This is a genomic window from Helicobacter sp. 23-1044 (assembly GCF_053654695.1).
Genome location: NZ_JBSIUQ010000006.1, coordinates 78,864 through 92,466, shown reverse-complemented (window position 1 = coordinate 92,466; position 13,603 = coordinate 78,864). Strand labels below are relative to the sequence as shown.

The window sequence follows — 13,603 nt, the reverse complement described above, 5'->3', positions numbered from 1 at the left end:
TTTTGGCTCTCCATTTTTAAAAAAATTTTGAAATTTTATCTATAAAAATATAAAATTTTTTAAAAAATCTTAAAAAGGCGCAAAAAATATGGCAAAAAAATTTCAAGCAAAAAAATTTCAAATCGGCATCATAGGAATAAGCGGATACACGGGATTAGAACTAGTCAAATTGCTACTAAATCACAAATTTTTTGATTTGAGCTATGTTGCAAATTCAAGTGGCGAATCTTCGCTATACGCGCTTTATCCAAACCTAATCAATGTCGCACCAAACTTGCCCGTGCAAAAAATCGATTTTAGCGCAATCAAAGGGCTAGATTTGGTGTTTTTAGCTCTGCCACACAAGGAATCAATGAGCGTTGTGCCACGCATTTTGGAGCTTGGCGTAAAGGTGGTTGATTTAAGCGCGGATTATCGCTTATGCGCGGAAAATTACGAAGCACACTATTGCAAACATAGCGATTTAAAAAACCTATCAAACGCCGTCTATGGCTTGGTAGAGTGGAATCGTAAATCAATTAAAGGCGCAAATTTAGTGGCAAATCCGGGCTGTTATCCTACGGCATCTTTGCTTGGAATCCTCCCATTTATCGCGCATTTGGGCGATTTTAGCATTTTTATTGACGCAAAAAGTGGCGTAAGTGGCGCGGGGAAAAAACTCACCGAAAATTCGCACTATCCGCAAATAAATGAAAATATGTTCGCATATTCGCCATTTACGCACCGCCACAGCATTGAGATTAAGGAAAAATGCGAGTTTTTTGGGCGCAAAATCGCAGAATCTAGCACGAAAAAAGACTTGCGCGGAAGTATTGTGGATGAGACCCAACGGGTTGCGAGTGAAACGAAGCAAAAATCGGGGTTGCGCAGTTGTGAGCAAGGAAATAGAACTAATGGGTTCATTGACGAAGCGAACAACAAAACAAGGCGAAGCCGAAGTTTCTTTATTCAGTCTCCCCGATTTATCACCACAAGACAACGCGATTCTGCGATAAAAATTAACTTTGTCCCGCATTTAAGCCCATTCACACGCGGAATGTTAGTTTCAATCTTTGCGCGTTTAAAAGAGCCACTAAATCCACTAGAAATTTTACGCAAATGCTACAAAAATGAGCCTTTTATCCGCATTAGCGAAAATCCTGTGAGTGTGAAAAACACCGCTGGAAGCCACTTTTGCGATATTTTTGCGCTTTGTGATGGGTGCGATTTGTTTGTGAGTTCAAGTATCGATAATCTCTTGCGTGGGGCAAGTTCGCAAGCATTAGCGTGTGCGAATCTTGCGCTTGGCGTTGATGAGATTGAAGGTTTGCCAAAAATCGCCTATATGCCGTAATTTTGCGTGGTATCTAATCAAATGTTAGAAATTCAAAATGACGCGATTTTTATTGCGGATTCGCATACGCAAATCAGTGCGCAAAATACGCGCGATTCGCTTATTTTGGCATTGCAAAAAATGTGTGATTCACACCACGCTCCATCGCAGATTTTTTTGCTGGGTGATATTTCAAACATTTTGGTAGGCAATCTAAAATCAAGCGTAAAGTCTAATGAAACGCTCTTAAATGCGATAGATTCGCTATCCAAAAAGGCGCAAGTGATTTATTTTGCGGGTAATCACGATTTTAATTTGGAGGGCATTTTGCCAAATGTGCGAAAAATCCCGCGCAAAAATCAACCACTACTTGCAAAGTTTGGCAAAAAGTGCGTTTTAATCGCGCACGGCGATATTTTTTTGGATAAAAAATATGAAATTTATATCAAAATTTTGAGTGCGAAAATCACGGGTAAAATCTTGCAAATAGCGGATTTTGCGACTTTTGGGTGGCTTTATAGATTTATCGAAAAAAAAGTGCAAAATAAAAAGATTCGCTTTTTGCGCGGAGATTCTGCGATTTACGAGCTAATTAGGCGCAGAATCAAATGCTACCAAACTTACGCAAAATCGCAGAATCTAAACATAGATTTAATCATCGAGGGGCATTTTCACTTGGGGAAAATCGTGGATTTTACGCTAGATTCTGCGAATAACGCAGATTTTGCAACTTCGCAGAATCTAGCAGATTCTGCGCTAAAATATATCGCCCTACCCGCTTTTTTACAAGAAAACAGCGCGTTTAAAATCGATAAATGTGAATTTATAACATTATAAAACGCAGAATCTAGGCGATTTTCTTGCGAAATTTAGAATAAAAATTATATAATCCGCAATTTTAAAATGCAGAGGTATTGAAATGGACGAAATGCAAGAGATTTTAGAAGATTTTCTAATCGAAGCCTTTGAGATGATAGAGCAGTTGGACCAAGATTTAATCGAGTTGGAGCACAATCCAAACGATTTGGATTTGCTAAATCGCATTTTTCGCGTGGCGCACACGATTAAGGGTTCAAGTTCGTTTTTGAATTTTGATGTGCTAACCAGCCTTACGCACAATATGGAAGATGTGCTAAACAAAGCACGGCGCGGAGAATTGCAGATTACACCTGATGTGATGGATGTGGTGCTTGAATCAATTGATATGATGAAAGGACTGCTAAATGCGATTCGCGACACGGGGAGCGATAAAACTGACATTGACATTACAAATATTATAACAAAACTGCAAAATATCTCACAAGGGCAAAATTTCGCAGAATCTAGCGGAGAAAAGGCAGATTCTGCGAATGTAGATTCTGCGCTAAAAGATTCTGCGACTTCTAAAACCTCATCAGATTCTGCACCTAAAATCGCAGAATCTAACGCAAAAACGGCAGATTCTGCGCTAGATTCTGCGCCAAACTCTTTGGCAAATGATGATGATTACTCGAAATTATCGCCACAGGAAGTTGAGCAAGAAATCGAGCGACTTTTAAAACTCCGCCAAGAAGAGGACAAAGCAAGGCGGATGGCGAAAAAACAAAATGCGCTAGATTCTGCGAAACCCACAAAGCAAGTAGATTCTGCGCCAAAATCGCAAACCATATCGCCAAAACCGCAAACCCCACCCAAAAAAGATGACAACGCAGTAACCACCGCAGTCGAGCAAACCGTCCGCGTGGATGTGAAGCGATTAGACCACCTAATGCGCCTTATTGGCGAACTTGTGCTTGGCAAAAATAGACTAATTAGCATTTATGATGAAGTCGAGGAAAGATACGATGGGGAGCAGTTTTTAGAGGAATTAAATCAAGTTGTAAGTGCCGTATCTATCGTAACTACGGACTTGCAGTTAGCGGTTATGAAAACTCGAATGCTGCCTGTAAGTAAGGTATTCAACAAATTTCCGCGAATGGTGAGAGATTTATCGCGCGATATGGGGAAAAATATCGAGTTAATCATCAGCGGAGAGGAAACGGAGCTTGATAAGACGATTATCGAGGAAATCGGCGACCCGCTAGTGCATATTATCCGCAATTCCTGCGACCACGGCATTGAGGCAAAGGATGAGCGCGTAAATGCAGGAAAAAGCGAAAGCGGGAAAATCGAGCTAAAAGCGTATAACGAAGGCAATCACATCGTTATTGAAATCGCCGATGATGGCAAGGGATTAGACGCGGAGGCACTCAAACAAAAGGCGTTAGAGAAAAATATCATAACCGAGCGCGAAGCGGATATGATGAATGATAAAGAGGCGTATTCGCTAATTTTTAAGGCGGGATTTTCCACCGCAAAAGTCGTCACAAATGTCAGTGGGCGTGGCGTTGGAATGGATGTGGTGAAAACAAATATCGAAAAGCTAAATGGGATGATTGATGTAGAATCTGCGCTAGGGCAAGGGACGACTTTGAAGCTGAAAATCCCGCTAACTTTGGCAATCATTCAGGCGTTAATTGTCGGTGTGCAAGAGGAATACTACGCAATCCCGCTTAGCTCGGTGATTGAAACCGTTAGGGCAAATCAAGATGAGATTTATATCGTAGAGGGGCGGAGTGTGCTTCGTTTGCGGGATGAGATACTCACACTTGTGCGGTTAAGCGATATTTTCAAAGTTGATAGCGTGATAAAAAATGCAAGTGAAATGTATGTCGTAGTGATTGGACTAGCGGAGAATAAAATAGGCATAATTGTGGATTATCTAGTCGGGCAAGAGGAAGTCGTCATAAAGTCGCTAGGATATTATTTAAAAGGCACGGAGGGCATCGCAGGGGCGACAGTTCGAGGCGATGGCAAAATCACGCTAATTGTCGATGTCGCAGGGATGATGCACTTAGCAAAATACGCAAAAGGGACGATTAGCACCCTGCAAGAAGAGGCAGGCGAAGCGGTGGAGAAAACAAAGGCGAGTGATTACATAATCCTTGCCGTTGATGATAGTCAAGTCGATAGGTCGATTATGAAAAAATATCTATCCCCACTTGGTGTAACCGTGATGGAAGCGCAAGATGGCGTCGAGGCATTAGATATTATCAAAAATGGCGAGCAAGTCATTGACGCGGTGCTAGTGGATATTGAAATGCCTAGAATGGACGGCTACACTTTGGCAAATGAAATTCGCAAGTATAATAAGTTCAAAAATCTCCCGCTAATCGCCGTAACAAGTCGCAGTAGCAAAACCGATAGAATGCGTGGCGTAGAATCTGGGATGACAGAATATATCACAAAGCCCTACTCTGCGGAATATTTGGTAAATGTCGTAAAACGAAATATAAATTTTAATCTATAAAAGGACGAAAAAATGACTGATGAAAAAATCAAAGAAATCTTTCAATCACAAAGTAAAAAGCACATCGAAGCTGAGCCAGAGGATATATTGCAAATTGTAGGATTTTTGGTAGGGAGCGAGGAATTTGCCGTGCCGATTTTAAATGTGCAAGAAATCGTCCGCCCCATCGAATACACGCGAGTGCCCGGCACTCCGCCGTATGTGCTTGGTGTGTTTAACTTGCGTGGCAATATTTATCCGCTTATAAACCTCCGCGCGAAGTTCAATCTCCCCACGATTAAGCAAAACAAAGATATGCGCTACATTGTGATAAAGCATAATGATGAAATCGCGGGATTTGTGATTGACAAGCTAACTGAGGCGGTAAAAATCAGCGAGAAGGACATCGAACCTACACCCGAGACGCTAAATGAAGATGCTAATTTGATTTATGGGATAGGAAAACAAAAAGATAGGTTAATTACCATTCTAAAAGTTGAATACTTACTAAAAAGGGCTTTTTAAGATTGCAAATTATTTTGGAGGGGTTGTTGCAATCTCTTCAAAATATAGACACAAAAGACATTATGACTCAAATCTACTTCATAATTTCTTATGACAATCTCTTAGCATCCCATCTAACATCATCAAGTGTAATAACATTTAGAGTTTGCACCCTAAATTCGTCTTTCGACAAGCGAATATTAGAAGAAAAATGTTAATTTTTTGTCAATAAATAGCAGAATCTATTTAATAATTTTTATTATTTTACTAGATTCTGCGCTATAAACACGCATTTTAGGCATTCTCCCAAACAAAAATTTTTATCAAAATCATCAAAAATTATTAGAAATTTTATATTTTTTTAGATTCTGCGAATCTTTTGCACCCGCAGAATCTTATATAAAATTCGCAGAATCTGGCATATTTTTCATAAATTCTGCGATTTTTGCAGATTCTGCGCCTAATTTCAATCGCCCTTAACTTAATTGCGCGGTTTTTTCGTTTTCATTCAACCACACAAACACCCTTGCCACCGCCAAATACGCCCCTTCATCGATAAAATCATCGACTTCGATACTCATTAGCAAATCCGCCAACTCTTTGTTTTGAAAAATGGGAATGTCAAACTCCCGCGCCTTTTGGATTAAAATCTCTGCAAATTTGTCTTTGCCCTTTGCCACAACCTTTGGTGCGCTCAAATGCTTGTTGTATGCGAGTGCTACGGCTTTTGTGGCGTTTTGAAAATTTTGCATTTTAGTAGCTCATCAAAATATTATCGATTTTTTGCCAAATCGCAGAATCTGCCCTAGATTCTGCGTTTTTATCCGCAAAATCGCCCAAATTCGCACCTAAATCGCCCATATTTTTCACTATATGATACACACTTCTCACAAAAATATCCGTCTCAATATTCACGCGCCTTGCGGGTTTGTATGTGTGAAAAAGCGTGTTATTAAAGGTGTGTGGGATAATAGTAAGGCGAAAATCGCGCGAAGTAACCTCGTTTATGGTAAGACTCACGCCATCGATTGCTACACTGCCCTTTGGCACGAGCATTGCACGAATCTCACTAGGATATGCGATGATAAAATCAAAGCCGTTTTCACTGCGCTCCACGCGCAAAATCTCACCAACGCTATCAATATGCCCCTGCACGATATGCCCATCCAGCCTATCGCTAACGCGCAAGGCTTCCTCCAAATGCACTTGTGCGCGTGGTTTTAGCAGATTTTCTAGCGCGATACAATCCCTAGTCTCTTTGCTTAAATGTGCGCGAAAAATATCGCCATTTAGGGAAATCGCAGTCGTGCAAACGCCATTTATTGCGATACTTGCGCCGATTTGCGGACGCAGTGAGCTACGAATCGCAATCACTTCACCGCCAAAACTCTCCACCACGCCGATATTTTTCACTAGTCCGCTAAACATTTATACGCCCATTCTTATAAAAATTTTGATATTATTTTAGCAAAATTTTTTGGGAGCGAAGTTTTGAGTGTGAAATTTATTGACACGCATTGTCATTTGGATAGCGCGGATTTTGTGGGCGATTTGGACGAGATTTTGGATAGTTGCGCGGATTTGGGCGTGGGAAAAATGCTAATCCCGGGCGCAGATTTGGCGGATTTGCCAAAGGCGATTTCTTTGGCTGAAAAATACGCACAGATTTATTTTGCGATAGGCATTCACCCAAATGAGATTGAATCGCTAAATTCACGCGCTTTGCAGACTTTGCGCGAATCGACAAATCACAAAAAATGCCTTGCGGTGGGCGAAATCGGACTAGATTATCACTACAAAAATGATGAGCCGACAAAAAACGCCCAAGAGCGTGGCTTTCGTGCGCAACTTGAACTTGCAATCGCCCTAAATCTGCCCATAATCATTCACACACGCGAATCGAATGCGGACATTGTGCGAATCTTGCGTGATTATGAATCCGCCCTAAAATGCGTGGTTTTTCACTGCTTTGGTGGCGATATGAGTTTGGTAAATGCGCTAAAATGCCCTTGCTACTATGGAATCGGCGGTGTGATTAGCTTTAAAAATGCAAAATCCTTGCACGAATCCGCCCCAAAACTGCCACTTGAAGGCATAGTGCTTGAAACAGATGCGCCATATCTTGCGCCTACGCCGTATCGTGGGACGCGCAATAGCCCCGCATTTATCCCGCTAATCGCCGAGCATTTGGCAAATCACTTGCATTTAAGCACAGAAAAAATCGCAGAGATTAGCACAGCAAACGCAGAACGCGCCTTTGGGTTTGGAGAGTAGATTTATGTGAAGTGCAGAATCTGAAATGTTTTAAGAAAGTTTTAATTTGATTAAAACTACAATTCGCAAGTTTTATTTTTTTTAAAAGGGCGAAATTTGAAAATTTTAAGCGCGAATCCATTCAGCAAATTCAGCAAATCCACTAAACTTTACTGCGAAAAAACGAAATGGGGGGGGGATTTGTCCTTTATTTAACTGATTTTTTACGCCACTTATCCAAAACTCACGCATTAAATTGTAAAAATCTACTAGACTCTATCATTGCGAGGCGCGTGAGTAAAGCGAACGCAACGAAGCAATCCACAAAACTTCACACCACACACAAAGGAATCCAAATGATAGTTTGAAATTTTTTAGCGCGAAATTAGCGCATTTGTTTTTAGTCGGCGGTTAGCAAACACGATTCGCCCCAAAAGGCGAATAAAATTTAATATGAAAGGACAAAAAATGGCAGCAGCAAGAGGGACAAAAGGCAGAGCTAGGACTTATGCACAAGCGCAGGGCGATAGGAAACGAAGCCTTACAAACAAAATGAAAGCGATTAGAAAAGGCACAGCGGCGTATAAAGCGTATATTAAACGCAAGAGAAGCAAATAATGGAGGTGCAAAATGGCAAAATATAATCCAAAATCAAAAGATGAGTTAGTAGAACTCATAAGCGATGAGAGTGTGAATTTAGGCGACATTGATACGAGCGCGATTGATGATATGTCATATTTGTTTGAGGATAGCGAACGCACGGATTTTAGCGGGATTGAGAAATGGGATTTGTCAAAAATAAAAAATTTAGGTGCTATGTTTGAGGGTATGAGCGTTGATTTAGCATCTACAATATGTGAAAAATTTTAAAAAGCATATTTGGTTGAAGTCGATGAGGACGACATAATCGTCCAAACAATTAGCGAATATCCTAATCGCCTAAAAGCAACTATATGGATAAAAAATAAGCGGTTGCTTGTTTATGGTAGATACAAAGAAATGGGCGCAGAATATCTCAGTGCCATAGGTTATCAGCCTGATATAAGTTTGGCGGATTTAGAGGAACTTATAATTGATAATGATTTAGCCATTGGCGAAGTAGATTTATTGCTACGAAATGGCGTCCGCAAGGCAGTTGCTGTTAATATGAATGAGGATTATTGTTTGAATAAGTTGCTTGGCATATATGATACGAGATTAGAAGCGTTAGATTCAGGCAAGGTTGGCGAAAATGAAACGCTGTTTTTGGGTTATCAACCGCACATTGAAGTTGAAACCTTTATCGGCAGAAAAGTAAATGATATGCGCTATATTTTGCAAGGATTAAGGTGGCTAACTTGGGGTGCTGATTGTTGTTGGTGGGTTGAAATAGATAAGGATAATATTATCAAAAAGATAATTAAGGGATTTTATAATAAGGAAAAGGCTAATGAATATGAATCCAAATTGCCAAATGCAGATAAGGGCAATTCTTTTGAATTTGTAGATAGCAAAGGGATATGGGACGATGACGACGAATGCGATGATGAGGATTGGGAGGACGATGAGTAAAACTTTTTGGCGAATCTTTGATGAGATTCGCCACATTTAAATTTCAACACAAAGGATACACAATGACAAATGAAAATAATGAAAATGTAGAGATTCGTGGTGATTCAAGTGTGGATTCAACCGAATCTGCTCCAAAAACTTTGCTTTTAAGTGAATTTATGCGCGAAAGCGGATTAACCCCAAATGACAAAGGGCAATTTATGCCCGATAAAAACAGCTTAAAATGCTAGTAAATTGCGTTGATGACAGCACGGGCGAACTTATAAGCCTTGCAAAAATCGACACGAGCAAAGTTACAAATATGAAAGCGTTGTTTTATAAAAGTGCGCGGAGCGATTTTAGTGGCATTGAGGATTGGAATGTCAGCAATGTCGTGGGCTTTGAGTTGTGCTTCGCGCAGTGCAAAACCTTTAATGCTCCCTTAGAAAAATGGGGCGATAAGATAAAAAATGCGCGGACTTTTGAAGCGATGTTTTGGGGTGCGGAGAGTTTCGATAGACCTATCGGGGCGCATTGGGATACGAGCAGTGCGACAAATATGATAAGAATGTTTTCTTAAGCAAAGAGTTTCAACAACGGCGGACAACCCTTTGGCGATAAATGGAAAATGGATAAAGTCGGCTGGACTTGGGAAATGTTTTGGAATGCGGAGCGATTCAATCAGCCCATAAATCATTGGATTATGTCTAGCGTAACGAAGTGTTTTACAATGTTTATGGGTGCAAAGGCGTTTAATCAGCCTTTGGATAAATGGGATTTGTCAAATGCTGTGGCTTTGGGAAGTATGTTTAATAAGGCAGAGAGTTTCAATCAAGATTTAAGCGCGTGGGGCACAAGACTTGGCAAAGCGCAAAATATGAAAAGAATGTTTGCGGATACGAAGTCGCTAAATCGCACTTTTGCTTGGAAAATCAATGAAAATTGCGACATTACAAATATCACAAAGGGCAGTCTATTACAGCTTGAAATTACGCAAATTAGTGATGATGGCAAAGAGCAACAAAAAGAAATTTTGCAAGATTCAAGCCAAAATGCGCTAGATTCAAGCACCACACAAAGCAAAAAATTTGCTAGAAATGTGGGCGAATTTAGAATTTATAGAGTTGCTAATATCCCAAATAGCTTAAATAAATTAAGCGAATCAAAGAAAAAAGATTGTTTGTATAGGTGGATACCTGAAAATATCAAAGCAAAATATGAAATATTTTTTGCAAAGGGCAATGGTGGCGAGATTGTTTCGGCTACGGATTTGGATTGGGAATTTGTATATTATAGAATTTTTGGATATTGCTTTGTAGTAGAAACTGATGATTTTAAACTACCGCAAGATAATAAGCTAAAACAAATCCTTGCAATAGAGCAAAGAAAAGATGATGAGGAATTTGATGGATTTGATTTTGATTCGCATAAAAAAGACTATAAAAATGATGATATAGAAGTCATTTTAGAATACAAAGAACATATAATGCGAATCTATAATGGCGATACAACGCAAACAAACAGCTATCGAATCCTAAATCTTATCGGTTCTTTGATATTGGCAAAAGCTTATGAGACAAAAATGGAATATTTCAATAAAAAAGCGAGAGACAAACAAACAAAACTTACAAATTGCCACAAAGAGATTTGCGAATTTGACTTGCAATATTATCAAAATATGCCCGTAAGTGCGGATTTGTCTGTATTGCAATTTTGGAATCAACTATCCCAAAGATATAGCATAGAATCCAAGCATAAAGAATTAAAAGAAACCATTAAGCAAGTAGCCGAGATTGTCAATGAAAGCAATCAAAAGAAATTTAATTATCTTATGCTTGCGGTTGCTGTTTTCTCCGCTATCGGTGCGATACTTGCAGCTGTGCCCGTAATAAAAGGACTTTAAATGGAGCTTTTTGATAAAATTTTTGGCGCAAGTAAAGATTCGGCACAAGATTCAAAGCAAAATTTGGCAAAAGATTCATCACACGATTCGCGCGATTATGGGCGATTTAAAAAGGCGTTGAATGACTTTAAGGCATTTTATGGTTTGGATTGTGGTTTAAAAGAACTTGATAGATATTTGTGGAAAGCGGGGAAGGCGCACTTTGCGAAGTATAAGAAATAAATAGATTCTACGAATTTCACTAGATTCTGCGCCAAATTTGCAGAATCTAAATTTTAGATTGCCACGATTCTGCAACTTTTAACAAAGTCGCAGAATCTCGCAATGACGAAATATAGGTAGATTCTGCAAAAAACTCATAGATTCTGCGTTTCACACCAAAAGCGCAGAATCTTCAAAGATTCGCAGAATCTACGCTAGATTCTGCGATTTTTGCCTTCATCAAAACACATAAAAACAAAGGCGCGATTCAATAAAAATCAAAAATTGCTGATATTTTAAGTTTATTTCACTACAATGCGAAATTTTATTTTCAAAATAAAGGGATTTAGTTTGAAGGCAATTCTTTTTTATGCTTTATTTGCGCTGTGTGCGCTAAAAGCAGACTTTTATGATACCAGCGCAAAGGCGCAAAATATCCTATCCATCTTTGATATTGATACCGCTTATCAAATCGACAGCGCGTTTTTTGAGCAATATTACGAGAAAACCATCGGGCAAAATTGGGAAAATTTCGTGGCGATTTATGATAACGGATATGATTACATCCCTATTTTGCGCCAAATGCTAACTGATGCGGGCGTCCCGCAAGAATTTTTATTTTTGGCGATGGTGGAGTCGCACTTCTCAACCCGCGCATATTCGAAAAAAAAGGCAGTGGGACTTTGGCAGATTATCCCAAGCACAGCGAAAAGTTTGGGACTTCGCATTGATGATTTTATCGATGAGCGAAAAGACCCGATAAAATCCACAGAAGCCGCGATAAATTATCTCAAACAGCTCAAAAATCAAACGGGCAAATGGTATCTTGCCGCGATGGCGTATAATTGCGGAATTGGGCGACTTAAAAAGGCGATTGATAGCGCGGGGAGCGATGATATAAATGTGCTGATGGACTTCATACCGCCTGAAACGCGCAATTATATCCGCTCGATTTTATCGATAAATTTGGCATTTAGCAATGTGAATCGCCTAAAATCACAAGACAAAGAGCACTTTTTAAATCGTGGCGCGACAATCACCATCGCCTCAATCAAAGTCCCCGCCGGCACGGACTTTATCTCTATCGCAAGAGGCGCGGGACTGCATATTGACACACTTCGCAAGTATAATCGCCACTTTAACTACAACTTTCTCCCGCCAAACGGCGATGAATACGATGTGTATCTGCCCTATGAAAAACTCTTAAATTTTAAGAAAAATTTTAAACCGCGCAAGGCGGATTTATCGAAGTTTTATATCGTGTATATGGTGCAAAAGGGCGATAGTTTGTATAGCATTTCGCGCCGCTACAATGTCAGCATCGATACAATAAAAAATACAAATAATCTCAAAAAATCCCAAATTGCGATAAATCAAAAGTTGATGATTCCGCTTTATAATCAAAAGCAGTTCGCTAGGAAGTAGATTCTGCGATTTTGTGTGAATCGCAGAATCTCACACGCAAAATTCGCAGAATCGCAGAATCTCGCGTGAAATCCGCATTTTTCGCAGAATCTCGTGCATTTTCGCAGAATCTCGCAGAATCTACCGCAGATTCTGCGTTTATGCTTTATTTAAGGCAATTTATATTAAACTCACATCTTTTTTTGAAGGATTGCAAAATGAAAGTATCGATGAAAATTTTAGGTGTGATTTTAGTGGCGACTTTTATCGCTGGGTGCGCGAATACTAGCACTTATCGTGGCGGAATTGGCGCGTATCAAAGCTATGATGGATTTGATGAATACATAAATCGCCACAAAGAAGGTAATAAAAATCGCACAAACAGCACGGAAGGCAAGGCGAGAGTGGAGTCTGAAATCCCACCGCCTGAAAATATAAAGTTTGGTTCGGCGAGGGATAGCGATGCGATTCAACGCGCAACGATGAAGCCATATCAAATCAACGGCAAGTGGTATTACCCACAGCGCGTCCAAATCGGCGAGAATTGGGATGGCATCGCATCTTGGTATGGACCAAATTTTCACAACAAAAAGACTTCAAATGGCGAGATTTACAATATGAATCTCCACACCGCAGCGCATAAAACTTTGCCGATGAATACGATTGTAAAGGTGTATAGCTTGGATAGTGGGCGCACTACGATTGTGCGAATCAACGACCGCGGACCCTTTGTGGAGGGGCGAATCATTGATTTATCAAAGGTGGCAGCGCAGGATATTGATATGATAAAAACAGGCACAGCACGGGTAAATATCGAAGTGATTGGCTTTGGCGGAATCGTCTCAAATGACGCGGCAAGCAACTCTACGATTATCAAAGATATGGTAAATTCTAGCGAGTTTAAGGACGAGTTTAAAACAGGGGAAAGCGAAAAAGTCATCACAGGTGGGATTTTCTCCGTGCAAATTGGCGCATTTAGAAAACGCGCAGGTGCTGAAACTTACCAAAACACGCACAATTATGACAATTATCGCACGATTATAAAAGAGGGCGAGTTTGAGGGAGCGACTATTTATCGCGTGTTTATCAGCGGATTTAAAAGCGAGGCAGAGGCGCGAGACTTTATCAAAGCGCAAAAAGTCGAGGGATTTTTTGTTAGGGATTAGCGTAGATTGTGTAAGATTCGCGC

The 13,603-nt window shown here is 40.0% G+C and carries 17 protein-coding genes; 15 read left to right on the top strand and 2 right to left on the bottom strand.

Annotated features, from left to right (window positions below; translation table 11 throughout):
* The first annotated feature begins 88 nt into the window (after positions 1-88).
* The 4 genes from ACWIUD_RS06720 (at position 89) to ACWIUD_RS06705 (ending at position 5,144) form a co-directional block, all read left to right on the top strand.
* Positions 89-1,333, top strand: coding sequence for an N-acetyl-gamma-glutamyl-phosphate reductase (locus ACWIUD_RS06720; protein WP_454147895.1), 1,245 nt, complete (start codon positions 89-91; stop codon positions 1,331-1,333).
* A 21-nt stretch (positions 1,334-1,354) separates the two neighbouring features.
* Positions 1,355-2,149, top strand: coding sequence for a metallophosphoesterase (locus ACWIUD_RS06715; RefSeq protein ID WP_454147893.1), 795 nt, complete (start codon positions 1,355-1,357; stop codon positions 2,147-2,149).
* An 82-nt stretch (positions 2,150-2,231) separates the two neighbouring features.
* Complete coding sequence (locus ACWIUD_RS06710; protein WP_454147891.1) at positions 2,232-4,640, top strand: hybrid sensor histidine kinase/response regulator; 2,409 nt, start codon at positions 2,232-2,234, stop codon at positions 4,638-4,640.
* A gap of 12 nt (positions 4,641-4,652) precedes the next feature.
* On the top strand, positions 4,653-5,144 hold the full coding sequence (locus tag ACWIUD_RS06705; RefSeq protein ID WP_454135503.1) for a chemotaxis protein CheW: 492 nt from the start codon (positions 4,653-4,655) through the stop codon (positions 5,142-5,144).
* Positions 5,145-5,599: 455 nt separating this feature from the next.
* Here ACWIUD_RS06705 and ACWIUD_RS06700 read toward each other — a convergent pair whose 3' ends face one another.
* Positions 5,600-5,875 (bottom strand): EscU/YscU/HrcU family type III secretion system export apparatus switch protein, encoded by a 276-nt coding sequence (locus ACWIUD_RS06700; RefSeq protein WP_454147889.1) that lies wholly within the window; start codon positions 5,873-5,875, stop codon positions 5,600-5,602.
* Position 5,876: 1 nt separating this feature from the next.
* A complete protein-coding gene (gene ribE, locus ACWIUD_RS06695; RefSeq protein ID WP_454147887.1) occupies positions 5,877-6,551 on the bottom strand; it encodes a riboflavin synthase in 675 nt (224 codons plus the stop codon).
* Positions 6,552-6,620: 69 nt separating this feature from the next.
* Here ribE and ACWIUD_RS06690 point away from each other — a divergent pair, with 69 nt between their 5' ends.
* The 11 genes from ACWIUD_RS06690 to ACWIUD_RS06640 all read left to right on the top strand — a co-directional run bounded on the left by ACWIUD_RS06690 (position 6,621) and on the right by ACWIUD_RS06640 (position 13,580).
* Positions 6,621-7,397, top strand: coding sequence for a TatD family hydrolase (locus ACWIUD_RS06690; protein ID WP_454147975.1), 777 nt, complete (start codon positions 6,621-6,623; stop codon positions 7,395-7,397).
* Positions 7,398-7,564: 167 nt separating this feature from the next.
* Complete coding sequence (locus tag ACWIUD_RS06685) at positions 7,565-7,744, top strand: hypothetical protein (RefSeq protein ID WP_454147885.1); 180 nt, start codon at positions 7,565-7,567, stop codon at positions 7,742-7,744.
* 100 nt (positions 7,745-7,844) lie between these two features.
* Entirely contained in the window at positions 7,845-7,994 is a 150-nt protein-coding gene (locus ACWIUD_RS06680; protein WP_454135495.1) for a hypothetical protein, read from the top strand.
* Between the two features lie 12 nt (positions 7,995-8,006).
* Positions 8,007-8,246, top strand: a complete 240-nt coding sequence (locus ACWIUD_RS06675; protein ID WP_454147883.1) for a BspA family leucine-rich repeat surface protein — start codon at positions 8,007-8,009, stop codon at positions 8,244-8,246.
* A 9-nt stretch (positions 8,247-8,255) separates the two neighbouring features.
* Positions 8,256-8,927: a hypothetical protein gene (locus ACWIUD_RS06670; protein ID WP_454147881.1), complete on the top strand. Its 672-nt coding sequence runs from the start codon at positions 8,256-8,258 to the stop codon at positions 8,925-8,927.
* Between the two features lie 62 nt (positions 8,928-8,989).
* A complete protein-coding gene (locus ACWIUD_RS06665; RefSeq protein WP_454147879.1) occupies positions 8,990-9,157 on the top strand; it encodes a hypothetical protein in 168 nt (55 codons plus the stop codon).
* Entirely contained in the window at positions 9,151-9,486 is a 336-nt protein-coding gene (locus tag ACWIUD_RS06660) for a BspA family leucine-rich repeat surface protein (RefSeq protein WP_454147877.1), read from the top strand. The genes ACWIUD_RS06665 and ACWIUD_RS06660 overlap by 7 nt, the downstream gene beginning before the upstream one ends.
* Before the next feature lie 48 nt (positions 9,487-9,534).
* Positions 9,535-10,809, top strand: a complete 1,275-nt coding sequence (locus tag ACWIUD_RS06655; RefSeq protein ID WP_454147875.1) for a BspA family leucine-rich repeat surface protein — start codon at positions 9,535-9,537, stop codon at positions 10,807-10,809.
* Entirely contained in the window at positions 10,810-11,031 is a 222-nt protein-coding gene (locus ACWIUD_RS06650) for a hypothetical protein (protein WP_454147873.1), read from the top strand.
* A 330-nt stretch (positions 11,032-11,361) separates the two neighbouring features.
* The gene (locus tag ACWIUD_RS06645) at positions 11,362-12,435 is read left to right on the top strand and encodes a transglycosylase SLT domain-containing protein (protein WP_454147871.1); all 1,074 of its coding nucleotides are present in this window, start codon (positions 11,362-11,364) and stop codon (positions 12,433-12,435) included.
* Positions 12,436-12,632: 197 nt separating this feature from the next.
* Positions 12,633-13,580, top strand: a complete 948-nt coding sequence (locus ACWIUD_RS06640) for a septal ring lytic transglycosylase RlpA family protein (protein WP_454147973.1) — start codon at positions 12,633-12,635, stop codon at positions 13,578-13,580.
* Positions 13,581-13,603 lie beyond the last annotated feature (23 nt).

Coding starts and splice junctions, on each gene's coding strand:
- ACWIUD_RS06720 (WP_454147895.1), top strand. CDS start 89: ATGGCAAAAAAATTTCAAGCAAAAAAATTTCAAATCGGCATCATAGGA.
- ACWIUD_RS06715 (WP_454147893.1), top strand. CDS start 1,355: ATGTTAGAAATTCAAAATGACGCGATTTTTATTGCGGATTCGCATACG.
- ACWIUD_RS06710 (WP_454147891.1), top strand. CDS start 2,232: ATGGACGAAATGCAAGAGATTTTAGAAGATTTTCTAATCGAAGCCTTT.
- ACWIUD_RS06705 (WP_454135503.1), top strand. CDS start 4,653: ATGACTGATGAAAAAATCAAAGAAATCTTTCAATCACAAAGTAAAAAG.
- ACWIUD_RS06700 (WP_454147889.1), bottom strand. CDS start 5,875: ATGCAAAATTTTCAAAACGCCACAAAAGCCGTAGCACTCGCATACAAC.
- ribE (WP_454147887.1), bottom strand. CDS start 6,551: ATGTTTAGCGGACTAGTGAAAAATATCGGCGTGGTGGAGAGTTTTGGC.
- ACWIUD_RS06685 (WP_454147885.1), top strand. CDS start 7,565: ATGGGGGGGGGATTTGTCCTTTATTTAACTGATTTTTTACGCCACTTA.
- ACWIUD_RS06680 (WP_454135495.1), top strand. CDS start 7,845: ATGGCAGCAGCAAGAGGGACAAAAGGCAGAGCTAGGACTTATGCACAA.
- ACWIUD_RS06675 (WP_454147883.1), top strand. CDS start 8,007: ATGGCAAAATATAATCCAAAATCAAAAGATGAGTTAGTAGAACTCATA.
- ACWIUD_RS06665 (WP_454147879.1), top strand. CDS start 8,990: ATGACAAATGAAAATAATGAAAATGTAGAGATTCGTGGTGATTCAAGT.
- ACWIUD_RS06660 (WP_454147877.1), top strand. CDS start 9,151: ATGCTAGTAAATTGCGTTGATGACAGCACGGGCGAACTTATAAGCCTT.
- ACWIUD_RS06655 (WP_454147875.1), top strand. CDS start 9,535: ATGGATAAAGTCGGCTGGACTTGGGAAATGTTTTGGAATGCGGAGCGA.
- ACWIUD_RS06650 (WP_454147873.1), top strand. CDS start 10,810: ATGGAGCTTTTTGATAAAATTTTTGGCGCAAGTAAAGATTCGGCACAA.
- ACWIUD_RS06640 (WP_454147973.1), top strand. CDS start 12,633: ATGAAAGTATCGATGAAAATTTTAGGTGTGATTTTAGTGGCGACTTTT.